This window comes from Novipirellula methanifontis (genome assembly GCF_052161655.1).
In the GTDB taxonomy this organism is placed as follows: Bacteria; Planctomycetota; Planctomycetia; order Pirellulales; family Pirellulaceae; genus Novipirellula.
The window spans coordinates 543,809-561,364 of record NZ_CP197418.1; the positions used below are offsets into that span (position 1 = coordinate 543,809).

General features: G+C 53.3%; 12 protein-coding genes. 2 read left to right on the forward strand and 10 right to left on the reverse strand.

Features of this window, described 5'->3' with window-relative positions; translation table 11 throughout:
• Nucleotides 1-25 precede the first annotated feature (25 nt).
• The 10 genes from SH528x_RS01935 to SH528x_RS01980 all read right to left on the reverse strand — a co-directional run bounded on the left by SH528x_RS01935 (nt 26) and on the right by SH528x_RS01980 (nt 14,702).
• A complete protein-coding gene (locus SH528x_RS01935) occupies nt 26-1,723 on the reverse strand; it encodes a sulfatase family protein (RefSeq protein ID WP_442508853.1) in 1,698 nt (565 codons plus the stop codon).
• 306 nt (nt 1,724-2,029) lie between these two features.
• Complete coding sequence (locus tag SH528x_RS01940) at nt 2,030-2,986, reverse strand: 3-keto-disaccharide hydrolase (RefSeq protein ID WP_442508854.1); 957 nt, start codon at nt 2,984-2,986, stop codon at nt 2,030-2,032.
• Between the two features lie 88 nt (nt 2,987-3,074).
• Nucleotides 3,075-5,966: a sulfatase-like hydrolase/transferase gene (locus tag SH528x_RS01945; RefSeq protein WP_442508855.1), complete on the reverse strand. Its 2,892-nt coding sequence runs from the start codon at nt 5,964-5,966 to the stop codon at nt 3,075-3,077.
• A 38-nt stretch (nt 5,967-6,004) separates the two neighbouring features.
• The gene (locus SH528x_RS01950) at nt 6,005-7,627 is read right to left on the reverse strand and encodes a sulfatase-like hydrolase/transferase (protein ID WP_442508856.1); all 1,623 of its coding nucleotides are present in this window, start codon (nt 7,625-7,627) and stop codon (nt 6,005-6,007) included.
• The gene (locus SH528x_RS01955) at nt 7,617-8,975 is read right to left on the reverse strand and encodes a Gfo/Idh/MocA family protein (protein WP_442508857.1); all 1,359 of its coding nucleotides are present in this window, start codon (nt 8,973-8,975) and stop codon (nt 7,617-7,619) included. Before SH528x_RS01955 ends, SH528x_RS01950 begins: the two co-directional genes overlap by 11 nt.
• A 122-nt stretch (nt 8,976-9,097) precedes the next feature.
• Nucleotides 9,098-10,474 carry a Gfo/Idh/MocA family protein gene (locus SH528x_RS01960; protein ID WP_442508858.1) on the reverse strand — a complete coding sequence of 459 codons (1,377 nt, stop codon included), beginning with the start codon at nt 10,472-10,474 and terminating at the stop codon, nt 9,098-9,100.
• Nucleotides 10,475-10,553: 79 nt separating this feature from the next.
• Entirely contained in the window at nt 10,554-12,155 is a 1,602-nt protein-coding gene (locus SH528x_RS01965) for a sulfatase family protein (RefSeq protein ID WP_442508859.1), read from the reverse strand.
• Between the two features lie 57 nt (nt 12,156-12,212).
• The gene (locus SH528x_RS01970; RefSeq protein WP_442508860.1) at nt 12,213-12,515 is read right to left on the reverse strand and encodes a family 16 glycoside hydrolase; all 303 of its coding nucleotides are present in this window, start codon (nt 12,513-12,515) and stop codon (nt 12,213-12,215) included.
• A gap of 10 nt (nt 12,516-12,525) precedes the next feature.
• A complete protein-coding gene (locus SH528x_RS01975; RefSeq protein ID WP_442508861.1) occupies nt 12,526-14,166 on the reverse strand; it encodes a LamG-like jellyroll fold domain-containing protein in 1,641 nt (546 codons plus the stop codon).
• Entirely contained in the window at nt 14,163-14,702 is a 540-nt protein-coding gene (locus SH528x_RS01980) for a sigma-70 family RNA polymerase sigma factor (RefSeq protein ID WP_442508862.1), read from the reverse strand. Before SH528x_RS01980 ends, SH528x_RS01975 begins: the two co-directional genes overlap by 4 nt.
• Nucleotides 14,703-15,385: 683 nt before the next feature.
• Between SH528x_RS01980 and SH528x_RS01985 the strand changes: the two genes are divergently transcribed.
• Together SH528x_RS01985 and tnpA are read left to right on the forward strand one after the other, a co-directional pair.
• Nucleotides 15,386-16,858: a sulfatase family protein gene (locus SH528x_RS01985; RefSeq protein WP_442512064.1), complete on the forward strand. Its 1,473-nt coding sequence runs from the start codon at nt 15,386-15,388 to the stop codon at nt 16,856-16,858.
• A 168-nt stretch (nt 16,859-17,026) separates the two neighbouring features.
• Nucleotides 17,027-17,491, forward strand: coding sequence for an IS200/IS605 family transposase (gene tnpA / locus SH528x_RS01990; protein WP_442508863.1), 465 nt, complete (start codon nt 17,027-17,029; stop codon nt 17,489-17,491).
• Nucleotides 17,492-17,556: the final 65 nt, after the last annotated feature.

Sequence of the window (17,556 nt, forward strand, 5' to 3'; positions counted from 1 at the left end):
CTTTGCGGACTGTTTTACCGTCGGCTCAGTTATCGCCGACCCAGGTGCGAATGTTGACCTTTCCTTCTTTCAGTTCTTGCAGGCGACGCTGCAAGTATTGATGGGAAATCTCGCGAGCCTTGGCCTGATCGGCTTCGTCATAGTCCCAGAACTCTTGAATAACCTCCTCGCATTCTGGGAAATGAGTTCCATCATCTCCGACGCGTTTGCGTGTCGCTTCCAGGCGTGACTTCATCTCGGCGACGAGCTTGGCATACTCGGGGTTGCTGTACAAGTTGACGGTCTCTTGCGGGTCGTTGACCATGTCATACAGTTCCCATCCCGGCGGCGTTTGATAGCCGCCATCGTAATTGCAGCCGTAATAGTAAATCAGTTTGTGCGTCTTGGTGCGGATGCCTACGTGCGCTGGGTTATCGTGGTGTGCCATGTGCATCCAATAACGGTAGTAGGCTTCTTGCTTCCAGTCGTCCGCTTCCTTGCCCGTTTCCAGTAGCGATTTGAACGAGCGTCCTTGCACCGAATCGGGAATGTTTGCTCCGGCAAAGTCCAACATCGTTGGGCCGTAGTCGACGTTTTCGATGATCGTGTCGAACCGCCCTCCGGCAGGTACCGACTTGGGGTAGCGAACGAGAAACGGCATCCGCTGTGACGGGTCGTACATCCATCGTTTGTCTTGATAGTCATGTTCGCCCAGCATGAAACCCTGGTCGCCGGTGTAAATGATCACCGTGTTGTCGAGTTGCCCGCTGTCCTCGAGGTGTTGGAACAGCCGTCCAAGGTTATCGTCGATTCCTTTGATGCAGCGCAGGTACTTCTTCAGATAAGCGTTGTAGGCAAATCGAGTGTTTTCCTCATCGCTGTAGTTTTTTGGATCAAAGTTGGGCGGGAACTCATTGGGATACAATTTCGGCAAGTCACCCAGATAAGACCGACGCGGATTGCGACCGCCGATCGAAGTGCCGATATGAGGAATCAGTTCGTCGTCGGCACCTCGCGTGGCCATCGATCCGAATCGAGGATCTCGTTTCCAAAGTGTCTCGGGTTCGGGAATGTTGACATCCGCCAGATACGACTCGTAGCGCTCCGCATTGTCGAAATAATCATGTGGTGCTTTGTAATGGTGCATTAAAAAGAACGGCTTGTCTTTGTCACGACCTTCTTTTAACCAATCAAGTGTCAGATCGGTGATCGTGTCGGTCGAGTGTTTGCCTTGGAATTTGATCAGGTTCTTTCCCCATGGTTTGTCGCCGCGGATCAGGAACTCAGGGTTGTGGTAATGCCCTTGGCCGGGAAGCACGCAGTAGTAATCAAAGTCAGCGGGTTCATCGTGCAGATGCCACTTGCCGATCATCGCGGTTTGATAACCTGCCTTCTTCATTTGGATCGCTAACATCTGCTTTCCAGGCGGCACATTACCTCCCAAATCAAACGCGCCGTTGATGTGGTTGTACTGGCCCGTCAGCACACAGGCTCGCGACGGCGAGCAGATCGAATTCGTGCAGTAAGCATTGGTGAACAACGCCCCTTCTTTTGCCAAACGATCGATATTCGGAGTCGGTGCCACTTTCGCGAGCCGGCTGCCATAAGCCGAGATCGCGTGTGCCGCGTGGTCGTCGGACATGATGTACAGGATGTTCGGCTGGTCGGCGGCATCGCAGGGCTGGGCGTTTGCCAGCCCAACGCCGACTATTACGAGGCTCAATAGTTTGGGAAGGTTGTTCATAGTTGGTTCTTTCGTCTGCTACTGATGATAGGGAGCGTGTGCAATGACCAGATTCCACTTGAAGGTGATTGCTTTCTTCAAGTTCGTATCTGTGTTTTTTAAGCAGGGGTGCTTGGCTAGCCAGTGGTTATTTGGACGGCGATGGGAATTTCCGGACCATCATCCTAACTCGAAAGCATCAACGAGGCACTGCATGCCGTCGCGAATTCGAATGCTTTGCTGTTCGGGGCACCAAGGCCCGGGTAAGTCAATGGTAAGTAAACAGGATTTTGGGCATTGTCCGACGTGAGTTCGAGAGTCGTGTTTTCAATTTTCGACGATCCAAATGTTGCGATACTGAGTCGGGTTGTGGTGATTCTGGATGTAGATCGGGCCTTCAGCAACTTCGGGTCGTGGGCCGGAAGGTCCGCCGCCGGTTCCTTCGGGAAGTTCAAAGTTGTCGTGGATCAAAACACCGTTTTGGTGCACCGTGATTCTCGCACTTGAAACCTTTTTGTCATTTTTAAATCGAGCCGCTGTGAATTCGACGTCGAAGGTTTGCCAGCTCAACGGCGGCAGACACATATTTACATCCGGAGTGCGGAGTCCGTAAATGCTGCCGCACCAAGTGCTGGGTTTCTTCAGTTGTTCCATCTCGGTCCAGGCACTAGGCGAGAAATCCAGACCGAATGTATCGGCAACTTGAACTTCATAAGCTCCCACGGCGAACACGCCGCTATTGCCACGGTCGGGATGGCTTAGGGGCAACTCGGGTTTGAAGGGAACGAGACATTCGAAATGCAGTGTGAAATCTTGAAACTTTCGTTTCGTACCCGCGCCTGCTTGCAGCAACCCATTCTTGATCTTTCCATGCCCCCATTGTTTCATGTCGGAGCCATCGAATAACACGATCGCATCGGCAGGAGGTTTTGTGAATTCGAGCTTCGAGGAACGATCAATTTTTTCGTACCCTTTCAAACGATTTTCAATCGCATCGCTCGTGACCCATTCATGCTGGATCGTTCCGACGTCCCATCCCGAGCCGGGCAGTCCGCCCTGGTAGATCGAAAGATAGAACCGGTCCTGGCACGGAACAACCTGAATCGCTTGATCGTCCATGACGTATTCACCCAGAAACGCAAAGCCAGGAAATTCTGCTGCGGCAGTTTTCGCGTCGGTCCAGGTGGGCGTTTCTTTCACCTCAGCCTTGGCAATTCCAGTCATGACAGGCGTCAATAAAGATGCCAACAAAAAACAGAGAAAGCAACGGTTCTCGAATTTCATAATTCTATCCAATGGATTCGTTTGAAAATTCTGTGATAACGATGTTCATCACGATTGTTCGGCGCTGAACGAAGTTGCAGGGACAATGCTACGGATGCAACGTTACCTGCAAAGGAATCTGGATATTGAAGGACTGGCGAACATGGTTCTCGTCGTAGATGTCCGCGGCACACAGCAACGCGACCGGTTTTCCATTCTCGATGTACACCTGCGGTCGCTCGAGGTGATCGAACTGCTGGACTTCGCCATCTTCCCACTGGACCGTTCGCTGAGAGATTTCGTGGTACTTGCCCGGATGCCAATCCAATCCGTCGACCGAATCGTAATGGACCAGCGAAAAGACTCGTTTGCGTCCCTCGTGTTTGATTCGCTTGACGATCGCTCGGTACTTTCCTTCTTGGAACCAGATGTAAGGATCCTCGGCGGGAAAGTGTTCGCCTTCAAACACAAAGATCGGTTTGTCTTGTTTGATAAATGGACCGGTGGGGCTGTCCGAGGTGGCGACGCAGTGAACGACGGGCCCGCCGTTGGGCAGCGGGCTTTCTTGGCCAACGCCTTTGTAAACCATCAAGAAACCGCCATCGGGTCGCTGGCAAACCGAAGGGTTGGATGTCACTAGCGAATCCATCGCCGATGCCTGGGGGCTAACATCGATCAGCGGTTTGTCGCTGCGTGTCCATGGACCGTTGGGGCTGTCGGCGACCGCCACTCCGATGCGTTGGTTGTTTCGGTGTTGCCAATTCAGCAGATGTTTACCCGGGACGCCAACGATTTCGCCGTCGCCGGTGTTGCCCATATAGTACAGATAATACTTGTTGCCGAACTTGTGCACGGTCGGATTGTGAGTACACCAGCCATCCCAATGTTGTTTGCCGCGACGAGGCAGCGAGACGTCTTTGAATTCGAAAGGGCCGAAGGGATTGGCGGAAACGGCATGAGCGATTTCGGAATCGGTTACCCAGGCCCAGCCCAGGTTGCGTGGCCATTGCGAATAGAGCATGTGGTACAGCTCGTCTTCGCCTTTGACCAGCGATCCGCCCCAGATGCTCATCGTGTCACTGCGAAAGGCGGACTTCCGTGAAACCTTGCCGAACTTGATTTCCATGTCCAGCGACGAATGCTTGGGTTGCGTTGTCAACTCTTGCACGGGCGGCACGATGTTTTTGGGAATCTCCAATTTCCCATCGTGAGCTCCGGCGGCAAAGTTGCTGATTGCAAACTCGTTTTCTTTTGACCAATCTGATTCGACTCGTCCGTCGCCCAAGATGATGCGTCCAAGTTTGCTGCGGAACCAGTCGGATAACGCCAGATACGAATCGTCATTCGCGACATTGTTTCGCTCTTTGGGGTCGACGCGAAGATCGAACAGTGCCATTTCGACTTGCTCGCGCGGAGTCTTCAGCGCCCACTTGATATCTTCCCCCGGCGGTTGCCCCCATTTCTCGCCCGGTTTGCCGCTCTTTTCACGAACTCGCATCGAAAACGCAAAGTCGTCGGATCGCAAGTAGGCTCGCGGGCCAATCACATGATTCATCTCGCCGATCACATAGTCGCGATTGATCGGGCCGCTGAGCGTGTTGCCGATGGGATGTCCGTCGAGATGGGCGTAGCGATCGCCTGATAAGTCCGCACCGGCCGCGTTCAAAAACGTGGGTGCAAAGTCGACGAATTCGATCGGTTTGTTGCATATCGTGCCAGCCGGATATTGTTGGCCGTCCGACGAAACTGCGATCACGGCACAGTGGTTCGACGCGTCGTACGGTGCGAACTTCGATTCGCCACCCTGTTCGCCCAAATGCCAGCCATGATCACCGATCACATACAGAATCAAATAATCACGGTTTTGTTTGGTGCTGAATTCTTTGAATTGTTCGATCGCTTTGCCGATCAGCGAATCGCCCATTGCACAGAACGCATAGTAGTCGCGAATCGCCTGCTGCTTGTCTTCGGCCGACAGGTCAGCGAAGTTGGTTTTTTCAAACCACAACACCAATTGTGGCGGCAGTTTTTCAAGTTCGTCTTTGCTGAATTCGGGGACCTTGTAGGTCTTTCCGGCAAACTGATCACGGAACTCGCCGGACGGTAGCACGGGGGTGTGGGGGAAGTGAAATCCAAGGTTCACAAACAGCGGTTGGTCCGTCGGAGGTCCCTCGATTTTGCGACCCCAAGGTGTCTTGTACGACTCACCCGCGTGTCGAACGTAATCCATGAAGGACGCTAAGATTTCACCGTCTTGCGTCTTTTCGGTCGGTTGCGGGCTGACACCTCCGATCACGAGGTTGTTGTGGTCGCCAAACGAAAATAACAAGTCGAGCTCACGTCGCACCCGAGCTTTCTGCTGGATCGCGGTTTCACCCAAGGGCCCTTCCACTGGCGTCTGAATCCGCATCGGTCCGTCCGGCATCGACCAGAATTCTTCCATCCCGGTCGATTTGCCTTTGCCCCAAGTCTTTTGATGAAACCAATCGGTGCGCTCGTTTTTGTAAAGTTCCTTTTGATCAACGCTGACTTCGTAGATTGACGTTTTCTGTAGCTTGCGTTCGTCCCAGGCGAAACTCGCAATCCCGCTTTTGCCGAAGTGGGCCGTTCGATACCCGTTTTCAACCATCAATTGGGGAAAGAACGGCTTCGCGAAATCGGTCGACTGATGACCTGATTCAAAACCGTATTGCCCACTGTGATGAGGGTACATTCCAAAGTGCATCGACGTTCGGCTTGGGGCACAGCCCGGCGAGTTGCAATAGGCTCGAGTAAACAACACGCCTTGTTTCGCAAGTGCATCGGCATTGGGCGACGAGACATACCCGAGTTCGCTGTCGTCCCGTCCCGCAGTCGCACGGTTGTACGCCGCAATGGAATCGGCACGATGATCGTCGGTCAGGATCCAGAGGATGTTGGGTTGTTTCACCGCAGATTCTTCGGCGGTAACAACCGGCAATCCGCAGAGAAGACAAACGCATAGGAGTAGTAACAATCGCATGGATTCCGAATCCTTTTATGTCAAGCACTTTTAAAATGTTATTTCTGCAGCGACTTCGCTGATGGCGCGTTGCGGCCGTTCTCTTCCTGGCTGAACCGAGGCAGGGTCGCTTTCAATTGATCACGCTCTGCACGATGCTCGGCGGATACTTTTTTCCAATCTTTGATCATCGGAAAGCTAATCAGATCGTCGGGCGTGGATTCGACGTCCCACCACTTGCCGCGACCGTCTCGCATCACTTTCATGCCACGAATGATTTGCTCTTCATCCCTGTACCCGTAGATCCAATCGCGATGCGTTGGTTCGTCGCCAAGCAAGAACGGCACCAAACTCTCGCCGTTGATCTCGTAGTTTGACGGCAGATCAACACCGGTCAGTTCAGCGATCGTGGGTAAAAAGTCGGACATGTTTACCAGCACATCCTGCTCGCCCTTTTTGGTCAAACCGGGGGCGGAAACGATCATCGGCACGTGCGTTCCCTTCTGGCGATCGGTGCTATTTTTTCCGTAGCCGCTCGTCCCATTGTCGCTACAGAAAATGAAGATTGTGTTGTCAGCGATGCCAAGCTCTTTTAGCTTTTGTTGGTACTGCCAAACTTGATAATCCAGATAGTTCACATGGTGGTGGATGCCGGGGCCGGTCACGGTACCGTGCGTGTCGTATTTGCCCTTGTCGCCAGTGATCTTGGGGGCGGTGCGAACGTATTTCTGACCATCCCAACGAATGATCGGCGTGCCCGGCCATTTGCTGGTCGAATCAGGATCGAGCCAATTGAATGCATCGTGGCCAAGGTGCGATGTGTGATAGACAAAGAACGGCTGCTTGTCCTCGGCACGTTTTTCCATGAAGTCAAAGACGAAGTCCAATTCGACATCAGGCCCATAAGTGCCGACGCCGAATTCCGCGATTGACTCGGGCGTATTGGGCCACCACTGAAAATCTTTTCCATCATGATTCATCAATCGCACATGCGGGAACCAATACCATCCGTGTTGTTTGTAGGTGTCGACTTGTTGATCGGAGTCGGCGTTGAACAACAACTTCTTGCCGTCAATCTTTTTATCGACCAATTTGAAGTCGGTATAAGGATTGTCTCTGTCCTCGAGATTGCCCGGGGTAAAGCAACCTTGGTCAAACCCAAATCGCTGCAGATCGCCGGCCATCTGGGTCTTGCCAGCCCAGTAGGTCTTGTACCCTGCTTGCTGTGCGACATGCCCGATTTGGGTTGGCGAACTTTCGTACAGCGGCCAAGTCACCGTTTTGCCTTGCTCGTTGACGTAGGTGCCCTTCGATTTGTTGCCCCACCATTTATGAAGGTGAGCGTATCGCCCGGTCATCATCATCGCGCGGCTAGGCGAGCAAACCACCGAAGCCCACGCGGTCTTGATCCAGCAACCTTCGGCCGCCATTTGGTCCAAAACGGGCGTCTGAGCACGAAACTGGGGATCGCTGCTGTCACCGCTTTCGGGTGGGCTCCAGACTGATGATCCGTACAGCGGCAATTCACGAGCGCTGATGTCGTCGGCGAACAAGATCACGATGTTCGGTCGATCAGCGGCCAACGTTCTGGTCGCGGTGCCGAGTGTCAGGAACGTCATCGCCATCGCAGCAAACGTCACCCGCATGTGAACCAACGAGCAGTTCTTTTGTTCAGAGTGCATAGTATTGCTCCCAGCCCTTTCGTGGCGTGTCTTTCAGTAGCGAGTTGGCAAATTCGTTGTTGGTGATCTGTTTGCTTTCGCGATCAAACTCGAGCTCGCCGCCGAGTCGCTGAGCCAAGCAACCGAGCGCCAATACCTGCGATAGCGGACCCGAAACCGAGAACGGCGACCGCGTTTTTTCGTCGCCGCGACAAGCGAGCAAGAAATTGGCGTAGTGATCCGAATGCTTGCCAAAGTTCGTTTGCATATTCCCGGATGCTTGCAGCGAATTGCGTTTTTCCTCGTCGAGGATTTCGAGTGTTGTCGCGTGACTGCCGCCTTGCAAAGCCAAATCGCCCGCATAGATGAACTTGCCAGGAGTGTTCGTATCGAGTTTTCGTCCTGCAAAATCGTCCGGCAATGGTGGCAAGTTTTCGACTCCGTCGTACCAATCAATGTCCATTGCGGGCATTCCGTTCCGCTCAGGGAACTGGAAGTTGATGGTCGACGCGAGCGGATAAACGAGCTTGTTAGGCTGTACCAATTTCGTTGCCGAGATCTTTTCCGGCAACCCAAGTTCAAGGAAACGATGGATCGTATCGAGGATGTGGGCGCCCCAGTCACCGAAACATCCGGTGCCATGTTGGTACCATCCACGCCAATTGCCGGGATGAAACATCTTGCTAAACGCATGCAATGGCGTCGTGCTGTGCCACAGATCCCAGTCCATGGTTTCTGGCGCCGTCTCGCCGCTTGGCATCGACTTCACGTCGCCCCAAGGGTGCCAACGACGCCACTTGTTCATGTAGGCATCGACGTGGGTGACGTCTTTGATGATGCCGGCATCCTTCCAAGCATCGAACTGAAAATGGTTGTCGCCCGAGTGTCCTTGGTTACCCATTTGGGTCGCGACTTTGTATTTCTTCTCTGCCGCCATCATCAGTTCGATTTCTTGGAACGTGCGAGCGAGTGGCTTTTCGGTGTAGACATGTTTGCCAGCGGCCATGGCTGCCATCGTGATCGGAAAGTGCGAATGGTCTGGCACCAAGACCACCACCGCATCGATGTCCTTGTCCATCTTGTCCAGCATCACCCGCCAATCTTGAAAGATGCGAGCCTTGGGAAATTTTTCTTTCGTCGCGTTGATATGTGGGTTTTCCGGATCGACGTCACAGAAGGCGACGAAGTTGGCGATGCCGGCTCTTTCAAAATTCTCGATAATGCGAGGGCCGCGGTTACCAACGCCGCACCACGCGACGTTCACTTTTTCATTCGCGCCTAACACGTCCCCAAGGATTGTGCGGGGCGTAAGTGCAGCGGATGCGGCAGCCGCCGTTGTGAAAATTGCGTTTCGTCGTGTGATTTTCATTTTGTTTTTTCCAAAGTTTGAGTGATGTGAGCCGTGGGACGTAAGGCACCGGGTCGTACGTGAGACCCGGCCGCTCACGCGTCACGGCTCACTTATACAATGAGTCGCTGGTGCCTCTCTGCTCAGCTCATGTCGATTTCGTAACCTTCGCGGTACGGGCGACTCATCATGCTTTGCGCTAGTTCGTCACCGATAACCTGCTCGGTCGACTGGTTCCAATTAATTCTGCGGCCCAGCCGGCAACAGATCCCGGCAAGGTGACAGACATTCAACATCTTCATGTGCGAGTGAACATCCGAGATCGGTAGGACTCGATTTTCGATCGCATGCATAAAGTTTTCCCAGTGCGCAGGGCGATCGTTCTGCTTCATCGGCATGCCACGATAGATCTTGGAGATGGCATCCTCAGGCAACGGGTTGGACGCGAGGTCTTCGACTGGCTTGCCGACCAATTTTCCACGATTGACGAAGATTCGTCCGAGTTCGCCTTCGAACAGAATGCCATTGTCGACGTCATGGCGAATGTTCATTTCAACATCACCATCAACAAACGCCACGTGTAAATCGAATCCCTGTGCTGTGTTGTAACGATCTGTTTGTACGGGCATGCCGTCTTTGAAATCGACCGCATGTTTGGCGGTGCCATCGACTGAAACGGGATCGTTGTTCTGACCTGCCGCTGCGATCCCTAACATCGCAATGTCGATGTGATGAGCACCCCAATCGGTTAATTTGCCACCAGAATGTTCGTACCACCAGCGGAACTGGGTATGGCAATTCGTGTAGCCTTTGTCGGCTTCCTTGTTCGGATGGCGAAGGTAGCGATAAGGCATCTCCGGCGTTGGGCCGAGCCAACGATCCCAATCGAGTGCTTTGGGAACCGCGACAGCCGGAATCTCGGGACTCCATCCACCACCATCAATTCCAACGACCATTCGTTTGAGTTTTCCGATGCGGCCCTCGGCGATAATCGCCAGTGCTTTGTTGAACTTGTCAAAACTACTTCGCTGTTGCGTGCCGACTTGCACCACACGACCGGTTTCTTTCTGCATGCGACGAACCAGTTTGCCTTCGTCAATCGTCAGCGTGAGCGGTTTTTCGCAGTAGGCATCTTTGCCAGCCGACATCGCTTCGATCAAGATTTTTGCATGCCAATGATCGGGCGTGGAAATCTGGACGACGTCGATGTCGTCGCGCGAAAGGACTTCGCGATAGTCGGAATAGGTGTCAGCTTTGCCATCAGTCAACAATTGGTTGCCGTCACGCAGGTGATCCGCATCGACATCACACAACGCAACCAAATTCGCGAACTCTTTTCCTACCGGAGCCGTCCGCGTTCCATTTCCACCCACGCCAATGAGAGCAAACTGCAACTGTTCGTTCTTCGATTTGCTCTTGGTCGACTCTTGCGCTGATGTGAAGTGATAGGGGATCGCGGCAGCCGCCGACACTGCAGCGGTTTGGGCGAGAAACTGTCGCCGGGTCGTTGGTTTCTGCATGATTGTCATTTCGGAATTCCGGTTTGTAAGTAGGGTGTCTCGTTTCTCATGCTTGTCGCTTCCTCCAGAGCACGCTCGGCTACTTCTTTTTGTTCTTCTTGGCGGCTTTCTCTTTCTTCTTCTGAGTGAAAGGAATCACGGGGCGTGCGACCTTCTCGCTCGGTCCGCGGAATACGTACGGAGCCCATAGATCGCGTGCCTTCTGCCACTCTTCCAAAGTGCGAGTGGGATACCAGCCTGGCGATCCGTATTTGCTGAAGTCGTAGTTCTTCGCGTTCTTCTCTACCCATTCACCTACCGTCGGCGTGGGGCATGTTTCAGGGAAGACGCCGACAGCACGAAAGTCCTCTGACACACCTTGGTCCTTGATCACGTTGGTTCGCCAGTTTTCGAGCTCCGCGAGCAGTTCGGCTTTCACATCGGCGTACTGCGGATCATCTGCGACGTTGTGCACTTCGTGCGGATCTCTTTTGAGGTCAAACAGTTCAATTTCGGGTTTGCTCGGTGCCATAAACGCAGCTTGTTCCGGGGTCAGCTTTCCTTCCAGATTCAAGACATTCATTTCTGCGAGCGCAGGATATGCACCTTCCTTGTAATGGCTGAATTGGCAGTAGGCTCGTTCGGGCATCAGATTCAGAATCAGCTTGTGGTCCTTGGATCGAATCGATCGCATTGCGTCATGAGCGTCGTCCATCTTGTCTCTTGCTGCGAAGACGTACTTACGATCCTGGACTTCCTTGCTGAATAGACTTTTGCCATGCAGTGGAACTGGAGCCTTGATGCCAGCCGCTTCGAGGATTGTCTCACAAATGTCGATTGACATCACAAGGTCCTCGTTAACTTGTCCGGGTTTGACTTTCCCTGGCCAACGCATGATCATCGGAATGCGAGTTCCTTCGTCATAAAGAAACTGCTTGCCGCGGATGTGGCAGCGGCCGTGGTCGCCAATGAAAAATACGATGGTGTTTTCGGCAAGCCCTTCGTCATTCAAGCGTTTCAACAGCTCGCCGACTTCACGGTCGACGATCTGCATTTGTTCCAAACCGGTGGCCCAGTCGCGGCGGATAAACGGGGTGTCCGGATAATAAGGCGGCAGCTCGACATCCTTGGGGTCAATCGGACGCAGTGGATCGCGATTCCAAGCTCGGTGCGTTCCGCCAAACGTAATACGAGCAAAGAAAGGTTGATTTGGTTTACGCTCGTTCCAGTCCTCGCCCATGAACAATTCATTCTTCGAATCCGGCAAGAAATTGCAGTCGGTTTTCCAGCTCATCAGCGCCGTGAAGTAACCTGCGTCGGCGAACAGATGAGGGATCGGGCGAATCCCATAAGGCAGCGGTTTCTTGTCATCGGTGCGGTGTTGGTGGGCACCGATGTAATTTTGATGGAACCCCGTCATCATCGCGGAACGCGAAGTCGAGCAAACCGGCGACGTGGTGAAAGCCCATTGGTAGCGAATCCCTTCGGAAGCCAACTTGTCCACGTGCGGCGTTTCGATTCCCTTTGTGCCGTAGCATGACAAGTCGGGGCTCCAGTCCTCGATCGTGATCCAGAGGATGTTGGGGCGGTCCGGCGTCGCGGCAACCTCGTCCGCCGCCGAGGCGACGGTTCCCAGCGAAAGCAGAAAGAGAGCACTCAGCAGCAACAAAACGAGGGAACGTTGGGGGGCGGTGTTTTTCATCGTGCAGGGACTTTGGGAAAAGTGGTTTTAAGGAAGAACAGCTATGGGGGCTTCCGGCTATTGGCTGATGCTGAAGACTTTCAAGTTGTCAAAATCGATGGTCGATCCGTTGACGGTCATGCCAACCTTTGTTTTGGTCGGGTGGTCGATTCCAGGCGAACGAAGCTCGGCAATCTTCTTGCCATCCAGCGAAGCCTCTAGAGAATTGCCCTGGATGCGAACGCCCAATCGGTACCATTGGCCAGGTTTCAAATTAACGACAGCGGCGTTGGTCTTTGCGGCGAGCAGTTTATCCAACGACTTCTGTTGGTCGGGGGACAGGTTTTTGGATTGGCGTTGTTTTCGGACCTCCAGATTCATGTTGCCGGTCCTAACGTCCGGCCTTATAAATTTCTTTGATCGTTTCCGCATCCAGTGCCGAGCGGAACAACATGAACTCGTCGATGCGACCGTCCAAATTGCGGATCGGTTCGTCGCCTGTTTGTCTTGGTTGCAGCCAGTTTCCGATTTCGGCGGTTCCAATGTGCAGCGGCTCGGCGACTGGTAACACGTTTGAACCCGCTTGGATACCGTTGACGTAATGTTCGACGGTTTTTTGCTTTGAGTTATAGACGGTCGCTAGGTGCATCCAGCGTCCCAAGGGCGCGAGTTCTTTCAGCGGCGCCGATGGGCTTCGCATCCGCCTGGATTCCTTCACGGTGTCTTGACCGATGCCAAGTTTTAACACGCCTTCTTTGGCGATTTGCCAATGAGGCTGCCACGCATTAAAGGAATCGGTCAGCAGCAGGGCTTGATTGACGCCTCGCAATTCGTCCAGCCGAACCCAACACGCCATTGTCAAATTTGGCCAACGACCGGGGATCCGTACTCGCAATCGGTCGGCAGGATTGTAGAACCCAAGAGCCTTTTTCTGAGGCCAACGTCCCGTCAGTGTTTCACAACCGACCACGGTTGCATTGATTGGTTTTTCACTGGCAAGATCAACGACGGTATTGCGTCCGTTGCCTTGTTCGCCGAACTCTTCAAAGTTGTAGTACACCAGCAAATCGGGACGCTTAGCAAATTCGGTGCTCCACGCCTGCCATCGTTCGAAGCGGTTGGCCACTGATTGGTCCATCGATTGTGCCGAGGGGAACCGATCGAGAGCAAACTCTGTCTCGCGAGTTTCAAACGACGGATCGACTTCGACACTTTCGCCTTCGACTACCGCACGTCCGCCCACATCGTCGGGTGTTTGCTTGTCACTGGGGTAAAGATCAACCAACCCGTCAAACACATGTACCTGGGATCGCCCGTCTTCGCCCGCCGAAATGGCAAACTCGGTGCCCCGGTCCACCAACCGCACAGCATCCGTGGTGACGGTGAACCCTTCGGCTTGTTCAGCAACACTTGCTCGCAGCTTGCCATGTCGCAAATGGGCGTGATCCAGCGTGATCAAATCCAAGTCGACAGGGCCCTCGAGATACAACGTCACTCCGTTGTAAACGCGGATTTCAGCTAACCCGGATTCGAGTTGCAATCGACCCGGTGACAGCAGTAGCGGAGGTTCGATGTTGCCATGCCAAACATCCTCGGACGTCTGGGCGAGTATCGCGATCGAGGTGTCTAGCTGCTTTGACGTTGCCACGCTGGCAAATTGCGATAACGATCGGTCGGTCGCGAACAGGAATGCCAGAAAGAGAACAGACACAGCCAAAATCGCCGTGACGGCCCACCACGCATTGGATCGAGGTCGATCTCGTTTGTGGTAGTCCGTTTGATTCACCGCAGGCAAAACGTCATTGCCAGACGAGTCTTGTGGACAAACCAGATCGACGAGATCGACGACCGACGAACGGTCAATCTCATTGCTTAGTAGTGAATCGAGTCGAAAGTGATCGACCCAAGCGTTCATTCGTTCGGGGTTGCCACGCATCAGGTCTTGCAAACGTTGACCCTGGCCCGGATCGATTTCGCCATCGATCGCCAATTGAAGCAGGTTGGCAAATTCACGGTCGGTGTCGCGGGTCATTGCGAAGCCTCCGGCATGTTCAGCTCGATACACTGCAGCAACAGGCCACGGATGCGGTATAAGGTCTGGCGAATCGAGCCTTCGGGGCGCCCCAATTCCTCCGCGATACTGCCGATCGAACGCTCGCTTGAATACCGCATTTCGATCAATGCCCGTTGCGGCCCCGGCAATTGTTTCATGCAGTGCCGAAGTGCCGACTGTTGATCTTCAAAACCACTCGATCGTTCTGCGGCAAGATCCGCCAATTCGGCCATGAACGACTCGTCAAACACCAAGCGGTCGCGTGAATACTTGCGAACTTGATTCATCACCTTAAATCTTGCAACTTGGCTCGCCCAAGCCCAGAAATCGGTTCCGATCTCGAACTGGTCCGCTTTTTGCCAAAGCACGACGTTCACCTCTTGCAGCAAATCGTCAACATCTTTGTCGTGAACGAGCAAACATCGTACGAACCCCCGCAACCGAGATTGGTGCTGGGCAATCAATGCAACAACCTCCGTGGGAGCATCAGTCGTTTTGGGAGCGTTTGACGTCACGAAGCGAAAATCCTCTGGGAAAATGCCGGAAATGCATGATTGGGCGGCGGTTCAAGAGGCGAATGTCTGACCGGAATCGCCTGTCAACAAATTATTGTTGTTTTCGCTGGACGATTTGATTGTGGCCTCAGCATGACTCTCTCTATGGTAACCCCGATCTCTCGCCGAGCGGCAAGCAATTGTGGTGAGCCGTGGGCCGTAAGGCACCGGGTAGTGCGTGGGACCCGGCCGCTCACGCGCGAGCGGCTCACTGAATCAACTAAATGCAGGCAGCTTGAGAGAACCGATCCCGCTAGTTCGACTGTCCTATGTAGTGAGCCGAACGCGCTAGCGTCGGGCTGCCGCTCGGTAAAACGTTGGCAAAATGAAGGCCGCGGCTAACGGTCTGTCGATTTAAACGAATTGCAAATTGTCGTGGTGAGCCGTGGGCCGTAAGGCACCGGGTAGTGCGTGGGATCCGGTCGCTCTCGCGCGAGCGGCTCACGGTAAGCCAGGCGAGATAAAATCTGGATTCAATGACGTCAGCAACGATCGCTCAAGAGATTAGGATAGGTGGCGACTCGGGATCGCTCGCGCGGGTGCTCTCGTCACGACACAGGCCTTTCACCACGACAGGAAAATCAACAATGGATGCCATCCTTCGATTCCCGCAAACTCGCTGGATTTGTTTCTGTCTGTTTTGGATGGGGGGAGCATTTGTGGCGGTCGGGAATGAACGTCCTAATATTATTTTCCTAATGTCGGATGATCAGAGCTTTTACTCGCTTGGCTGCTACGGCAACGAGGATGTGAAAACGCCCAATATTGACCAGTTGGCCGCCGAAGGGATGGTGTTTGACAATCACTATGATACGACCGCGATCTGTATGGCCAGTCGTGCCAATGTGATGACAGGGATGTTGGAATACAAAACTGGCTGCAATTTTGAGCACGGCCCGATGACGCGAGACAAGTGGCAGCAGAGCTACCCCATGCTGCTTCGCGCCAACGGTTACCGCACTGGGTTCGCGGGCAAGTTCGGGTTCGAAGTCGTCGATACGCCGGAGTCCAAGAAATTACAACTTCCCAGCGACGACTTCGACGTGTGGGGCGGCGGTCCTGGGCAAACGAGCTACAACACCCGGCAAAACAAATCGATGGCGAAGTACGCCGCCGAGTATCCGCATTCGACGTTGTCCTACGGCGCCTTCGGTCGTGACTTTGTTCGTGATTCGGCTGCAAAGGAGCAACCGTTTTGCTTGTCGATCAGCTTCAAAGCACCTCACATGCCGGCAACACCGGATCCTCGATTTGATGATGTCTATGCCGGAAAGACGTTCCAAAAGCCCGCGAACTTTGGTCGTGAACATGGCGCCCACTTTTCCAAGCAGAGTCAACAAGGACGTCAATACGAGCGGTTTCATTCGTGGCACTACTCGGACGATTACGACAAAGTCATGGCAAAGTACCATCAACAAATTTACGCCATCGACGTGGCGGTCGGGATGATTCGTGATGCGTTAGAAGAGCATGGTGCCAGTGACAATACCGTCATCCTCTACACGTCTGACAATGGATTTTTGTGCGGCTCGCACGGCTACGGATCCAAGGTGTTGCCATATGAAGAAGCGTCACGCGTGCCGTTGATCGTCTACGATCCCCGGCACCCCAACCGTGGCAAACAGTTACGAACGGATTCGCTAACCGGCAATATTGATTTTGCGCCGACTATTCTTGCATTGGCCGGCATCACGCCGCCCAGCAACATGGATGGACGCAATCTGATGCCGATCCTTGATGACCCCACCGCCGAGATTCATACTTCGCTGCCCTTGATCAACGTGTGGGGCCCAGCCGAAGTCCAGTCGCTTGCCGTTGTGACTAAAGAGATGAAGTATGTTTACTGGGGTTACGCCGGAGACGGGTTCTCGCCGACCGAGGAACTTTATCACACTCGCAAGGATCCGTTAGAGTTGGTCAACTTGGCCAAGAACCCCGAGTACAGCGAAGCACTAAAGTCGATGCAGGCTGGTTATGACCAAGCCGTGGAACAGTGGAAGCAAGATGCGGTGCCCTACAACCACTACCAAGAGTACGGCGTGATCTTCGACCGGCACGCCCCCTGGGCCGAAAAGGCAAAACGATTGCGCAAAGGAAAATCGAGCAAGTCGGAATAGGATTTGTTTTCGTGCCGGAGGCACTTTTTGTTATAGCCTTGGGTTTTAACCCAAGGGAAGCGACCCTCAAGAACACCTCGTCGCGGAGCGACGGTATGTGGGGCGTCCATTACAATGAAGTGCATCGAACATTGCCAAAGTCCCAGCTCATTTCAACGGTTGTTGCCTATGTCCACGCATTCCGGGATCTTAATTCACGTTGTCTTCAGCACGAAACAAAGATTCAAATTACTTGACAAAACGTGGCAGGATGATCTTTTTGGCGTGATGGGTGGCAATGCCAAAACTCATAAAGGAGTTTTGCTGCAAGCAGGTGGGGTCGAAGACCATGTCCATCTATTGTTGAAGACGCACCCGTCGTTTGCCATCGCTGACACAATCAAGTTAATCAAAGGGAATTCGTCTCATTGGATCAATCAAAATCAGAAAATATCGGCCAAGTTCTCATGGCAGCGTGGTTATGGTGCCTTTTCAGTCAGCGAATCCATGTCGGATGTCGTTAGACGCTATATCAGGAATCAGGAACAGCACCATTTAAAACAGTCGTTCCGCGACGAGTACCTGGAGTTTCTTCGGAAGCATCGAATCCAGTTCGACAAACGATACGTATTTGAAGACGAGCATTTTGGATAGTCAGGTTTGTTTTGTATGACATGCAACTGAAAGTACAAGTACAAATTGTCGCTCCGCGACACTGT